This is a genomic window from Tsukamurella sp. PLM1 (genome assembly GCF_023168325.1).
In the GTDB taxonomy this organism is placed as follows: domain Bacteria; phylum Actinomycetota; class Actinomycetes; order Mycobacteriales; family Mycobacteriaceae; genus Tsukamurella.
Genome location: NZ_AP025688.1, coordinates 1,232,976 through 1,246,367 on the forward strand (window position 1 = coordinate 1,232,976; position 13,392 = coordinate 1,246,367).

Consider the following 13,392-nt stretch of genomic DNA (forward strand, 5'->3'; position numbering starts at 1 on the left):
GTGGCCGCGTGGCCGTCGCGATGCTGTCCGTGGTCGTGCTCGCGCTCACTGGAACCATCTGGTGGAGCACCAATCTGGTGGTCGGTGGATTCAACGTCTCGCGAGCGCTGGCCGAGGCGAAGGTGGCGAAGTCGACCGGCGGTGCCCGCAACATCCTGCTCATGGGGCTCGACAGCCGGCGCGACCAGAACGGTGACCCGCTGCCCGCCGACGTGCTCGAACAGTTGCACGCCGGTACCAGCGACAACGGCGGGTACAACACCAACACCCTGATCCTGCTGCACGTTCCGGCCGACGGGACGAAGGTGACCGCCTTCTCGATCCCGCGCGACGACTACGTGAAGCTCGTCGGCGTGAAGTCCCGCGCGCAGGGCAAGATCAAGGAGGCGTACGGCCTGCGCAAGGCCGAGGTGGAAGATCAGCTGGCCGCACAGGGGGTTTCGGACCGCGCGGAGCTCGAGCGACGCAGCCGGGAGTCGGCGCGCGCCGCCACCCTGGCCACGGTCGAACGGTTGGTGGGTGTGCCGATCGACCACTTCGCCGAGGTCAGCCTCATCGGCTTCTACGATCTGGCGACCACGCTCGGCGGCGTGGAGGTGTGCCTCAACAACCCCGTGCGGGACGGCTATTCGGGCGCGGCGTTCCCCGCCGGGCGGCAGAAGCTGAACGCCGCGCAGTCCCTCGCGTTCGTCCGGCAGCGGCACGGGCTCGCCGACGGCGACCTCGACCGCACGCACCGGCAGCAGGCCTTCATCGCCGGGGTCATGGTCCAGCTGCAGAAGCAGGGCGTGTTCGGCGACGTCCGCAAACTGCAGTCGCTGATCGCGGTGGCGCAGAAGGACGTCGTGGTGTCCGACGGCTGGGACCTGCAGCAGTTCGCCACGCAGATCGGTCGGATCGCCGGGACGGATCTCACGTTCACCACCCTGCCGGTGCTGCGCTACGAGATGATCGACGAGCAGGCGGTGAACATCGTCGACCCTAAGGCGATCCGCGCCCAGGTGCAGAAGGCCTTCGGACAGTCCGTGCCCGACCCCGACGAGCAACCGGCGGGGTCGGTGACGACATCGACCGCGCCGGAAGGGGACGGCACGCCGATCCCGGACCCGGTCGGATACGCCGTGCCGCGCACGGTGGCGACCACGGCACCGTCGGGCGGGGCGGCGGCCACGACGAGCACGATGCCCGGGCCCACCCCGGACTCGGGCACCACCCTGCGCGGGGGTCAGATCCCCTGCGTGGACTGACGAAGGAGTACCCATGACTCGGATCGGAACGCGGACGAGGCTCGGCGCGGTGACAGTGGTGGCGCTCGCACTGGCGGTGAGCGGGTGTACCGCGAAGGGCGGCGACACCACCTGCGAGGACTACCTGAAGATGTCCGACGGCGATCAGCGTGAGCAGGTCACGACGCTGTACAAGGACAAGCACGACGGCGCCGAGCCCGCCACGCTGATCGTTACCGCCCTGCAGGAGCAGGCCAGGGTCTACTGCAAGACCGCCGGGAACGCGGACTCGACGATCAAGGAGATCCCGATCTCCTGACGGTCGGGCTCGGGGCGCGGCGGAGGCGCCGGATCCTCCGGGAGCCGGCGCCTCGGTGCCGGGTGGGCGATCAGTAGCGCGAGCAGGTCGCCGCGACCACGCCGATCGTCTGGTTGATCGTGCCCTGGTTCTGCATGTAGTAGGTCGCGAGCTGCGGGTTCTGATGGCCGAGCTCCTGGATTCGGGCGGTGCGCTCGGCGGGTGGCAGGGTGAGGATGCGCTCCGCCTCGGCGCGGCCGCCGGGGACCTGGTTCACCATGGCCGCGGCCTCGGGCGAGACGGCGACCAGTGCCCGCTCGACCTGAGCGACCGTGCAGTTCGTCCCCGGCACGGGATCGGATGGTGCTGCCTGAGCCATCGCCGCGGGCGCGAGGGCGAGTGCGCCTGCGGTGCCGGCGGTCGCCGCGATCTTCCAACGAGTGAGCATGTCTTTCTCCTTTCGTGGTCGCCCGGTCGCATCGGTAGACGCTGTCCGGGCCACGCCGACGAACGTACCGACGCGAATCTGAGTTCGGGCCAAGAGAATTCACAGGTAACGGCGGTGTGCGGCCCGCTTCCGCGCGGTGCGACCGGTCTGTCCAGGGGGATCCCGGCTGAGAAGGAGACCGAAGGACCGTGAGGAAAATGTCCGAAAACGGTGCGCCGCGCGGGATGACCACGACGGGGGTTGGCCGTCTTCAGGACGGCCCGACGGTGCGCCCGGGAGACTTGAACTCCCACACCCGGAGGTACTGGAACCTAAATCCAGCGCGTCTGCCAATTCCGCCACGGGCGCGTGCGACAGCGAACGGTACCCGCTGCGGCGCAGGTCACGATACCGGTTTTCGGACACGGGCGCCGGGACGGGTACCGTCGAAGGCGTGAAACGTCGTCGCCATCGTCCCGCGCTCATCGCGTTCGTGGTGGTCGCCGCGGTGGCGTGCCTAGCGCTGGGCTGGTGGCAGTGGGGGCGGTTCGAATCGTCCGCGGGGTCCGCGCGGAACCTCGGATACGCCATGCAGTGGCCGCTGTTCGCCGTCGCGTTCCTGTGGGGGTACAAGCGGTTCGTCCAGCTCGAGGACGAGGCGGAGCTGCAGGAACAGCTGGCCGAGGCCGAACAGACGACCGGCGAGGTCGGGCCGATCGCGCCTGTCGTGGCGGCCCCGATGACGGCGCTTCCCGAGGGCTTCCTGCCCGCGCGGGCGGCGGCACCGTCGGGCCCCGAGACCGCGCCGGACGATCCGGCGCACGACGAGTACAACAAGCTCCTCGCCGAGTTGGCGAGCAGCGACGGCATCGAGGAGAAGAAGTGACCGACGCACAGGCGCCGACTGCGGAGAAGCTGGCGGCCAAGCGCCGTGATCAGGTGGGCGGCGCTCTCAAGCGCTATCGGTTCATGGCGAACCTGACGGGCGTCATTCTGCTGGTCTTCTGCGCGGAGATGATCTACAAGTACGCCCTGGCGCCGGCCTTCGACTGGGAGAGCCCGGCGTGGCTGTTCTACTTCGGCGCCGTCCACGGGTGGTGCTACTTCATCTACCTGCTGTTCACGCTGGATCTGGGCTCGAAGGTCCGCTGGCCGGCCAAGCGCTTCCTGCTCACGCTGCTCGCGGGCACGATCCCGTTCGCGTCGTTCTACTTCGAGAAGAAGAACTCGGACGAGATCCGGGCGCAGTTCCAGCTCTGACGGTCGTCGGCCGGACGCCCGTCACGGGCATTGGGGACGACGAGGTGTGGCTCTTGCGGGACACTCGGATCCTGTCCGTATCGGACGCGGAGTCTGCGATGGACAGAATCCGAGTGTCATCCCGAAGAGGTGGTGGCCCGGCGGCGCCGGACGCGGTGTCAGTTGTAGATCGCGGCCACGTCGTCGGCGTACTTGTCCATCACGACGTTGCGCTTGACCTTGAGCGTCGGCGTCAGCTCGCCGCCGTCGATCGTGAAGTCGGTGGTCAGCACCGTCCACTTCTTCACCTGCTCGGCCTTGGAGACCAGGGAGTTCGCAGTCGCCACTGCGGAGCCGATCTCGGCCAGCAGCGTCTCGTGCGCCGCGGCCTCGGGCACCGTCATCGCAGGCAGGCCGCGGGCGGTCAGCCAGCCGGGCAGGGCCTCGGGGTCGAGGGTGATCAGCGCCGCGACGAACGGCTGCTTGTCGCCGAGCAGCATGGCCTGCGACACGAGCGGGTGCTGGCGCAGCGCGTCCTCGGTCTGCGCGGGAGCGACGTTCTTGCCCGCCGCGGTCACCAGGATCTCCTTCTTGCGGCCCGTGATCGAGAGGTAGCCCTGCGCGTCGAGCGAGCCCAGGTCGCCCGTGTGGAACCAGCCGTCCTGCAGCGCCTCGGCGTTCGCCTCGGGTAGTCCCCAATAACCGCCGAACACGACGGGACCGCGCAGCAGGATCTCGCCGTCGTCGGCGATCGCGACCTCGTTGCCCGGGACCGGCCGCCCGACGGTGCCGATCTTCTGCTCGGTGGGGGTGTTGCAGGTGATCGCCGCGCTGGTCTCGGACAGGCCGTAGCCCTCGTACACGGTGACGCCGGCGCCGCGGAAGAAGTGACCGAGGCGCGCGCCCAGCGGGCGCCGCCCGACACGGCGCAGGTGCAGTTGCCGCCGAGCGCCTCGCGGAGCTTCGAGTAGACGAGCTTGTCGAACAGGGTGTGCTTGAGCCTCAGCACCAGTCCGGCGCCGCCGGTGTCCTGCGCCTTGCTGAACTCGATCGCGGTATCGACCGCCGCGCCGAAGATCTTGCCCTTGCCGCCCTCCTCGGCCTTCGCGCTCATCGTGTTGTAGACCTTCTCGAACACGCGCGGGACGCTCAGGATGTACGTCGGCTTGAGCTCGGCGAACAGGCCGGTGAGGTTCGACAGGTCGGCGGTGTGCGCCACCCGGATGGAGTGCTGCACGGCTGCGACCGAGATGGCCCGGGCGAAGATGTGGGCCAGCGGCAGGAACATCACCGTGCTGGCGTTCTTCCCGGCCATCTTGTCGAGGCCGTCGTGGATCGCGTCGTACTCGCTGAGCAGGTTGTCGTGCGTGAGGACGACGCCCTTCGGCTTGCCGGTGGTGCCCGAGGTGTAGACCAGCGTGGCCTCGGATTCGGCGGTCACGCCCGCGATCCGGTCGGCGTAGTCGGCGTCGGACACCGCGGCGCCCTCGGCGATCAGCTCGTCGATCAGGCCGTCGTCGATCACCCAGACGCCGACGCCGGCGGGGACGCCCGAGGCGACCCGGTCGGCCGTCTCCCGATTGTTCGTGATGAGCGCGATCGACGCGGAGTCCGTCAGGATGTGCTCGACCTGTGCGGCCGAGTTGGACTCGTACACAGCCACCGTCGAGCCGCCGACGGCCCAGTTCGCGTAATCCAGGACGGCCCACTCGTACCGCGTGGGGCTCATCAGGGCGATCCGCGAGCCGGGTTGCACGCCCCGCGCGATCAGGCCCTTGCCGACCTTGGTGATCAGCTCGTCGAACTCCGCGACGGTCACGGGCGTCCAACCGGAACCGGTGGGGCGGAGGAACAGTTCGGTCGCCGGGGCCTCTGCGGTGAGCACGCGGATCCTGGTGGTCAGGTTGTCCGACGGTGCGTGGGTGCGAGTGGCGGCGGTGGCCTCGATGCGCAAGTGGGAACTCCTTCAGTGGGATGAGGCGCGACCGTCACCCCGGTTCGACCCGACGAGACGGGCCCTGTTCCGGAGGCGATAGGTAGCGTTCACCAACCTATCGCACGATGTCCGAATCCGCTGGTGTTTCGCGTGACCGGGGCGTACCGCATATGCTGGGAAAACAATGTCTGAAGAATTCGGTGCCGAGCGCACCGCCCCCGCCGCCGTCGACACCGACGAGCAGGCCGGCCGAGAGCACCCCGAACCCGTGACCTTTCTCGACCTCGGAATCGACGAGCGCGTGCTGCGCGCGCTCGCCGAGGTCGGTTACGAGAACCCGTCGCCGATCCAGGCCGCGACCATCCCGCCGCTGCTCTCGGGCAGCGACGTGGTCGGCCTCGCGCAGACCGGCACCGGCAAGACCGCCGCGTTCGCGGTCCCGGTCCTGTCCAAGATCGACGGGAACAACCGCAAGCCGCAGGCCCTGGTGCTGGCGCCCACCCGCGAGCTGGCGCTGCAGGTGTCCGAGGCGTTCGGCAAGTACGCCGTGCACATGCCGAACGTCACCGTGCTGCCGATCTACGGTGGCCAGAGCTACGGGGTGCAGCTGTCCGGGCTGCGTCGGGGCGCGCAGATCATCGTGGGCACGCCGGGCCGCGTGATCGACCACCTCGAGAAGGGCACGCTGGACCTGTCGAACCTCGAGTTCCTGGTTCTCGACGAGGCCGACGAGATGCTCACGATGGGCTTCCAGGAGGACGTCGAGCGGATCCTCGCCGACACTCCGGAGTTCAAGCAGGTTGCGCTGTTCTCGGCCACGATGCCGTCGGGCATCCGCAAGATCTCGAAGAAGTACCTGCACGACCCGGTCGAGGTCACGGTCAAGGCCAAGACCGCGACGGCGTCGAACATCACGCAGCGCTACCTGCAGGTCGCGCACCAGCGCAAGCTCGACGCGCTCACCCGCCTCCTCGAGGTGGAGGAGTTCGACGGGATGATCATCTTCGTCCGCACGAAGTCGGCCACCGAGGAGCTCGCCGAGAAGCTGCGGGCCGTGGGCACGCCGCCGCGGCGATCAACGGCGACATCGTGCAGGCGCAGCGCGAGCGCACCATCGGACAGCTCAAGGACGGCAAGGTCGACATCCTGGTCGCGACCGACGTCGCGGCGCGCGGCCTCGACGTCGAGCGGATCAGCCACGTCGTCAACTACGACATCCCGCACGACACGGAGTCGTACGTGCATCGCATCGGCCGGACGGGCCGCGCCGGCCGCAAGGGCGACGCGCTGCTGTTCGTGACGCCCCGCGAGCGGCATCTGCTGCGCGCCATCGAGAAGGCCACCCGGCAGCCGCTCGCCGAGATCGGCCTGCCGTCGGTCGAGGACGTCAACGCGCACCGCGTCGAGAAGTTCGGTGAGTCGATCACCGAGAACCTCGCCAACGATCACCTGCAGCTGTTCCGGCGCCTCATCGAGGACTACGTGGGCGCCAACGACGTCCCCCTGGTCGACGTGGCGGCGGCGCTGGCGCTGCAGTCCCGCGACGGCGCCTCGTTCCTGCTCAAGCCCGATCCGCCGGAGCGTGAGCGCAACGCCCGCGACCGCCGGGACCGCGACTTCGGCGATCGCCCGGACCGCGGCGACCGGCGCGGCCGTGACCGGGACAGGGAACCGTCGACCCATCGCAAGACGGGCCGGCCGATGATGCCGTACCGGATCGCCGTCGGGAAGCGCCAGCACGCCACCCCGTCGCAGATCGTGGGCGCCATCGCCAACGAGGGCGGGCTGCGGCGCAGCGACTTCGGTCACATCAGCATCCGGCCGGACCACAGCATCGTCGAGCTGCCCGACGATCTGGGGCGTGACGTGTTCGACGCGCTGGCCCGCACCCGCATCTCCGGCCAGCTCATCAACCTCGAACCGGACCCCGGCGCACCGTCGGGCCGGCCCTCCGCGGGCAAGCAGCGGTTCCGCGCGGGACGGAAGCGATGACGACGGTCGGCGTCGGCGCCGACATGTATTAACCTTTAGTCAAGGTATAGCTCAACCAGGGGTATGCCGAGTGTCGGCCGCCGCCGACCCGAGAGACTTGAGGAGCGCATGACCGCCGCCGGTGATCAGGGCGACGGCCCGGGTGGCCGTCGGGATCGCGTCGTCCGCCTGCTGCAGTACCTGGACGAGCTGATCCGCTCCCGGTCGGTGGTCGCCCGCGACCTCGACGATCACCTCGCCACCCTCCCGCTCGCCGGCGAGGGCGCGCTGACCGACGCCTGGGACGCCGACGCGAAGCCCGGCGGCACCGTCTTCACCGTTCCGCGCGACGACGCGCCGGATTCCCCGCACGCCCGTCTGCTGCGGGTGTTCGACGAGCTGAACGACCACCCCGAGTCCGTCGAGCTGGTGCTGGCCTCGGGCCTGCTCACCGCGCGCGACGGCGACGTGGGGATCCGGGCGCACCTGCTGACCCAGCCGGTGCTGCTCGAGCGCGACCGCCGCGGCAAGAAGCTCACCGTGGTCCTGCCGCGGGACTCGGTGCCCCGCGTCGAGGACTCGCTCCTGCTGGCGGGCCTGCCCTCGTTCGACCTGTCGGCGTCCGCCGAGCTGCAGGCCGGGTTGCGCGAGAAGGCCCGCACGGTGCTCGACCCGGCGTGCAGCGAGTTCACCGCGGACTGGCTCGCGGCGGTGGCCCCCGACGGGGAGCGCACGTCGACTTCGCGCCCGCCCTGGTCCTGCGCACCCGCGGCTCGGCGCCGCTGCTCGGCTTCTACGACGCGATGAAGGCCGACGTCGCCGATACGGACCGGCCGGTCCCCGTCGGGCTCGCGCAACTGGTCGAGGCGGTGAGCTCCGACGAACGGCTGCGGAGCCTGGCGGCCGACGGCGCGATCAGCCCGCTGGACCTGCTGGACGAGGCCTACTACGTGCTGCCGTCCAATGTCGAGCAGCGCGACATCCTGGCGCACATGGGTGCCGATTCGGGTGTCGTGGTCGAGGGGCCGCCCGGCACCGGCAAGACCCACACCATCGCGAACCTGCTCTCGGCGCTGCTCGCGAAGGGACAGCGCGTGCTCGTGGTGTCCGAGAAGGCCCAGGCGCTGGCGGTGCTCGAGGACAAGCTGCCGCCGGAACTGCGCCAGCTCGTCGTGTCCGTCACCGACGTCACCAAGGACGGTTCGGCGTCGCTCGCCGCGTCCGTCACCGAGATCGCGACCCGCAAGTCAACCTATTCCGAGGCGCTCGCCGACGCAGAGCTGCGCGACCTGCGCGCCAAGCGCGACCGGGCGATCGCGCACCGCGAGGACCTGCTGCGCCGCGTGTGGGCGCTGCGCTCCGCGGAGACGGACGACTCCGACTGGGTGACCTCCGCCTATTCCGGAAAGCCCGCCCAGATCGTCATGCAGGTCCGACGGGACGCCGAGCGCTACTCGTGGCTGCCCGGTCCCGTCGACGGTGCGGTGCCTCCGCTCGACACCCGCGAGTTCGACCGCCTCATCGCTCTGCTGCGGCGCAACGACGAGCGGTTCTCGCGCCGGCTTGCGCACAACCTTCCCGACCTGTCGGTCGAGGTCCCGGAGATCGACGGGATCGAGGAGCTCTGCGCGACGCTCGCCGGATCCCCTCTCGGGGACGGTTCGAGCGACGGTGCCCTCGCCCACGTCCTCGGCGGGGTGGACGCGGACCGTCTGGCCGTGATCCGGGCGCGCGCCGAGGTGATCACCGAACTGGTCGACCGCGTACGCCGCTACCCGCCGTCGGCGCAGCTGTTGGCCGAGGACATGCTCATCGGCGACCGCGCGCACCTGGCCGCCCAGTTGGTGGGTCTCGAGTCGGAGATCACGACAGCGCAGGAGCTCGATTCCGGTCTCGCCGGAGTCGCGGTGCAGCTCAGCGACACCCCCGACGCGGACGATCGCGCCGCGATCGCCGACTACGCGCGCCATCTCGGTGCGGGGAACGAGCCGCGCCGGCGGTTCCGCAAGCCGGAGCAGAAGACGTTCGAGGCCACGGGCCTCGGCATCGAGGTCGACGGTGCCGAGGGCGCGACGGCTGCGCACCTGACCGCCGCGTCCGAGCACCTGCGAGTCGAGGACGCGATCGGTCGCGTGGGTGACGTGCTGCGCGCGCTGGGCATGGAGGCCCCCGCCACCGACCCGACCGGTCGGACCGCGACCCGCAGCCGCAGTGAACGGCTCAGTCAGGCCGCCGATCAGCTGCTGCGCGCGCGTACCGTGGTCCGGCTCGTGACCGAGCGGGACAGCCTCGTCGTCGCCCTGCAGCAGCTGTCCGAGCATTCACCCCGCCCGAAGGACCTCGCCGAGACCGAACGGGTCGCGAAGCAGGTCGTCGCGATCTCCGCCGCGGCGGGCGCGCGCGAGGCCCACAGTCGGCTGGACGCGGCGCGCGTGCGCGTGCAGGAGATCGTCGAACGCGGACCGTCGCCGGAGGGCGACGCGATGGTCGCGGCGCTGCGCCAGTACAAGTTCGCGCCCATCCGCGACGCGCGCCGGGCGTGGGACGCGGCTCGTGCAGAGCGCGACGACCGCGGCGCGCTCGACCTGCTCGCCCTGCGACTGCGGACCAAGGCGCCCGCGCTGTTCGACCTCGTGGCCCGCACGGCGGACGACCCCGTCTGGGACGCGCGCGTGCCGAGATCGCCGCCGCGTGGTCGTGGCGGCGCGCCGTCGCGTGGGCAGCCCAGCGCGTCCATCCGGGCGAGGACGCCCAGCTGGAGGCCGACCTGCAGGCCGCCGAGCAGGACGTGGCCCATTACGACCCGGATCGCCACGGCGAGCGCGTGGCGGCAGTGCCTGCGCCGCATGACGTTCGACGAGATCCAGGCGTTGCACGCCTACCGCGATCACGTCTCGTCGGTCGGCCGCGGCTCGGGCCGGCACGCCGAGCGGTTCCGTGTGGCCGCGCGCGAGGCGATGCGGCAGGCCCAGTCCGCCGTCCCGGCGTGGATCATGCCGATCTCGCAGGTGGTCGCCTCGATCTCGCCCAGCCGCAACGCCTTCGACGTCGTGATCGTCGACGAGGCGAGCCAGGCCGACATCACCAGCTCGTTCCTGCTGTGGCTCGCCCCGCGCGTGATCGTGGTGGGCGACGAGAATCAGTGCGCCCCTGCCGTTCACCGGTGTCGGCCTCGACGATGTGTTCGCGCGACTCGACGCGCAGCTGCCTGACATCCCGCCGTACCTGCGGGACTCGCTGACCCCGCGGTCGAGCCTGTTCACCCTGCTGCGCACGAGGTTCGGGCACACGGTGCGGCTGCGCGAGCACTTCCGGTGCATGCCCGAGATCATCGACTTCAGCTCCCGGCAGTTCTACAGCGACGCGCCGCTGATCCCGGTGCGCCACTACGGCGCCGATCGCCCGGTACCCCTGCGGGTGACGCACGTGCCGAAGGCGAAGGTCGCGGGCGAGGGGGCGCGGATCAGCAACCCCGCCGAGGCGCAGGCGATCGTCGACCAATTGGCGCGGTGTTTCGCCGATCCGCTGTACGCCGGTCGCACATTCGGCGTGATCGTGCTGCAGGGGCAGGGCGAGGTCGATGAGTTGTACCGCCGGCTGCGCGAGGCGATCGACCCCGACGAGTGGGACGCGCGGCGGCTGCGGGTCGGCACGCCGCCCGACTTCCAGGGCGACGAGCGGGACGTGGTGCTGCTGTCGATGGTGATCGCGCCCGGCTACCGCTTCCGCGCGCTGACGGGGCGTGACTTCCAGCGGCGGTTCAACGTGGCGGCGTCCCGCGCCCGGGACCAGATGTGGCTGTTCACCTCGGTGGACGAGCAGGACCTCAAGCCGGCCGACCTGCGGGCATCGTTGCTGCGCTACGTCACGCGCGCCGACGTCGAGGTGGCGCAGCCGATGCCGCCGGACGTCCCCGTGGACCGCCGCGTCGAGCCGTTCGACACCCTCTTCGAGCAGCAGGTGTTCGCGCGCCTGCGCGACATGGGCTACCACGTGAACCCCAAGGTGACGGTGAACAACCGCGTCATCGACCTGGTCGTGACGGGGGAGCAGGGGCGTCTCGCGGTGGAGTGCGACAGCGCGGACTTCGCATCGACGCCCGAGCAGGCCCGGTCCGACATCGAGCGCGAGCGGGAGCTGCGGCGCTGCGGGTGGGAGTTCGTGCGCGTGCGCGAGTCGGTGTTCCTCACCGACGCCGACGCCGCCATGTCGGTGGTTCTCAAGGCCCTCGATCGCCGCGGCGTCGCGCCGCTCACCCTGCAGCGCGCGCTCACCGTCGGCGAGCGCGCCGACGACGGCTCCGTGGAGCTCTGGGAGCCCGTGGGGCTCGACATCGACACGGAGTAGCCGCCCACGTTGAGCAGCGCCCGAAGGGCAGGACCGTGAGTACTCCGAGGCGCGGCGCACGAGCTCGGGGTCGGGTGTGACGCCGGTGTAGAGCACGAACTGTTCGGCGGCCTGCAGCGCGATCACCTCGGCGCCGGTGATGACCTTCGCGCCCGCGGCGCGGCCCGCGCGCACCAGGGGTGTCTCGGGCGGCATCGCGACCACGTCGAACACCGTGTCGGCGGCCTCGATCAGCGGTGCACCGAACGCCAGGTCGTCGGCGGCCGGCCCGCCGGCCATGCCGACGGGAGTGGCGTTGACGAGGACCCGGGTGCCGTCGGGCGGGGTGGACGCGTGTCGGAAGCCGTACTGGCCGGCGAGCGCCGCGCCGGTGGCGGCGTTGCGGGCGACGACGGTGACGTCGGTGCAGCCGTGGTCGCGGAGCGCGGCCACGACGGCCTTGGCCATCCCGCCCGCGCCGGTCACCGCGGCCGGCAGCGCCGGGTCGACGGAGTTCGCGGTGAGCAGCGAAGCGACGGCCGCGTAATCGGTGTTGTACGCGCGCAGCACCCCCTCGTCGTTGACGATCGTGTTCACCGAGTCGATCGCGGAGGCGGAGGGCTCCATGACGTCGATCAATTCGATCACCGCCTCCTTGAACGGCATCGACACCGCGCAGCCGCGGATCCCGAGGCCCCGGACCCCGGCGATCGCGGCCGGCAGGTCGGTCGTGCTGAATGCCTTGTAGAGGTAGTCGAGCCCGAGCTCGCGGTACAGGAAGTTGTGGAACCGGGTCCCGATGTTGCTGGGACGGCCCGACAGGGAGATGCACAGGACGGTGTCCCGGTTCGGCATGGCGATCGTGTCAGTCACCCCCGTCAGCGTAATCCGTCGGATCGGGAACCGCGGGCCGTCCTGGTGCGTCCAATTGGTATGGCGGACTTTCGCAACGTCGACGCGACGGACTTCACCGGCTGGTCGACCGGGGAGGTGCGAGCGTTCGCGCGCGCCCTCTCGTCGTCGGGGGTCGCGGCCGATGCGCGCGCCATAGCCACGGCGGGGGAGAAGCTGGCAGACAGCATCGCCGAGTTGGAACGGGACGCGGCCGCCATCGGCACCCGGTGGCAGGGCGAGGCGCAGGACGGCTCGTACGCGGTGATCGGCCAGTACGCGGCGCAGTCGTACGAGACGGGGGCTGCGGTGACGCAGCTGGTCGGTCGAGTGCAATCGCTGTCGAGCACGGCGTCGTCGACGAAGAGCCGGTTCGGCGAACTGCCCGACCCGCCCCGCGGCGAGACCACGTCGGGCGGCGCCACCCAGCGCGCCGCCCTCGCCGCGGAGCTCGGCCGGACCTACACCGCGCCGGTGAAGTCCTCGGCGTCCGCGATGCCGCTCAGCGAGGCCGGGCAGCTGGTCTCGTTCGTGGGAGTCGGCCCGCCGCTGGTGCGCCGGGACCGGAGCGGCACCGTCGAGTCCCCGGAGGCGGACGCGGGGCCGTCGCAGCCGGTCGGGGGTCCGGGGACGCCGGTCGGGTCCGGGGCGGACCCGACCGGCGCGGTCGACGTGCCGGACGGTGGGGTGGGCGCGAGGACCGACGCGGGCACGGGCTCCACGGGCACGGGCACGGGCACCGAGGACGGTGCGGGATCCGGTACCCGGACCGGCGGCGAGTCGGGATCGCCGGCGGGTGCCGGGACCGCCGGGGCGGGCACGGGAGGCGGCGCCGCGCCGAGCGGCGGGCCGGGCAGGCGCCGGGAGGAGCGGAGGAGACCGGTGCGACCGGCCTCGACGATCCCGCCGCGACCGAGGGCGCACCGTCGGGCTCGCTGCTGATGCCGGCGGCCTCCCTCCCGGGCACCCCGGCGGTGCGGACCTCGAGTGGGGGAGTCGGGGGCGGGGTGCGCGTCCCCGAGGGGGCCGGACCGCGTCGCCGCTGGGGCTGCGGCAGGACGCCGCCGCGCTGCGCGCC

General features: G+C 71.1%; 10 protein-coding genes, 1 tRNA gene and 4 pseudogenes. 9 read left to right on the plus strand and 6 right to left on the minus strand.

Features of this window, described 5'->3' with window-relative positions:
* The first annotated feature begins 20 nt into the window (after positions 1 to 20).
* Together MTP03_RS06535 and MTP03_RS06540 are read left to right on the plus strand one after the other, a co-directional pair.
* Entirely contained in the window at positions 21 to 1,247 is a 1,227-nt protein-coding gene (locus MTP03_RS06535; protein WP_248492067.1) for an LCP family protein, read from the plus strand.
* Between the two features lie 13 nt (positions 1,248 to 1,260).
* Entirely contained in the window at positions 1,261 to 1,545 is a 285-nt protein-coding gene (locus MTP03_RS06540; RefSeq protein WP_248491257.1) for a hypothetical protein, read from the plus strand.
* 70 nt (positions 1,546 to 1,615) lie between these two features.
* Here the strand turns inward: MTP03_RS06540 and MTP03_RS06545 are convergent, their stop codons facing one another.
* Both MTP03_RS06545 and MTP03_RS06550 read right to left on the minus strand, forming a co-directional pair.
* Positions 1,616 to 1,972, minus strand: a complete 357-nt coding sequence (locus tag MTP03_RS06545) for a hemophore-related protein (protein ID WP_248491258.1) — start codon at positions 1,970 to 1,972, stop codon at positions 1,616 to 1,618.
* 267 nt (positions 1,973 to 2,239) lie between these two features.
* A tRNA-Leu gene (locus tag MTP03_RS06550) sits at positions 2,240 to 2,320 on the minus strand.
* A gap of 85 nt (positions 2,321 to 2,405) precedes the next feature.
* Between MTP03_RS06550 and MTP03_RS06555 the strand changes: the two genes are divergently transcribed.
* Positions 2,406 to 2,837, plus strand: a complete 432-nt coding sequence (locus MTP03_RS06555) for a transcriptional regulator (protein ID WP_248491260.1) — start codon at positions 2,406 to 2,408, stop codon at positions 2,835 to 2,837.
* The gene (locus MTP03_RS06560) at positions 2,834 to 3,211 is read left to right on the plus strand and encodes a DUF3817 domain-containing protein (protein ID WP_248491262.1); all 378 of its coding nucleotides are present in this window, start codon (positions 2,834 to 2,836) and stop codon (positions 3,209 to 3,211) included. The genes MTP03_RS06555 and MTP03_RS06560 overlap by 4 nt, the downstream gene beginning before the upstream one ends.
* Before the next feature lie 158 nt (positions 3,212 to 3,369).
* Here the strand turns inward: MTP03_RS06560 and MTP03_RS06565 are convergent, their stop codons facing one another.
* The 3 genes and pseudogenes from MTP03_RS06565 to MTP03_RS06575 form a co-directional block, all read right to left on the minus strand.
* Positions 3,370 to 3,768: a hypothetical protein gene (locus tag MTP03_RS06565; protein ID WP_248492381.1), complete on the minus strand. Its 399-nt coding sequence runs from the start codon at positions 3,766 to 3,768 to the stop codon at positions 3,370 to 3,372.
* Between the two features lie 177 nt (positions 3,769 to 3,945).
* Positions 3,946 to 4,128 (minus strand): annotated as a pseudogene (locus tag MTP03_RS23470) (AMP-binding protein); the annotation flags it as partial.
* Between the two features lie 167 nt (positions 4,129 to 4,295).
* A pseudogene (locus tag MTP03_RS06575) lies at positions 4,296 to 5,075 on the minus strand (AMP-binding protein); the annotation flags it as partial.
* Between the two features lie 235 nt (positions 5,076 to 5,310).
* Here MTP03_RS06575 and MTP03_RS06580 point away from each other — a divergent pair.
* From MTP03_RS06580 to MTP03_RS06595, 4 genes and pseudogenes are all read left to right on the plus strand, one after another.
* Positions 5,311 to 7,118, plus strand: a pseudogene (locus MTP03_RS06580) (DEAD/DEAH box helicase).
* A 108-nt stretch (positions 7,119 to 7,226) separates the two neighbouring features.
* Positions 7,227 to 7,904: a hypothetical protein gene (locus MTP03_RS06585; protein ID WP_248491263.1), complete on the plus strand. Its 678-nt coding sequence runs from the start codon at positions 7,227 to 7,229 to the stop codon at positions 7,902 to 7,904.
* Positions 7,905 to 8,089: 185 nt separating this feature from the next.
* A complete protein-coding gene (locus MTP03_RS06590; RefSeq protein WP_248492068.1) occupies positions 8,090 to 10,309 on the plus strand; it encodes an AAA domain-containing protein in 2,220 nt (739 codons plus the stop codon).
* Positions 10,278 to 11,444 (plus strand): AAA domain-containing protein, encoded by a 1,167-nt coding sequence (locus MTP03_RS06595; protein WP_248491264.1) that lies wholly within the window; start codon positions 10,278 to 10,280, stop codon positions 11,442 to 11,444. The genes MTP03_RS06590 and MTP03_RS06595 overlap by 32 nt, the downstream gene beginning before the upstream one ends.
* A gap of 30 nt (positions 11,445 to 11,474) precedes the next feature.
* Here MTP03_RS06595 and MTP03_RS06600 read toward each other — a convergent pair.
* Positions 11,475 to 12,278, minus strand: a pseudogene (locus MTP03_RS06600) (shikimate 5-dehydrogenase); the annotation flags it as partial.
* 78 nt (positions 12,279 to 12,356) lie between these two features.
* Between MTP03_RS06600 and MTP03_RS06605 the strand changes: the two are divergent.
* Entirely contained in the window at positions 12,357 to 13,256 is a 900-nt protein-coding gene (locus MTP03_RS06605; RefSeq protein ID WP_248491265.1) for a hypothetical protein, read from the plus strand.
* Positions 13,257 to 13,392: the final 136 nt, after the last annotated feature.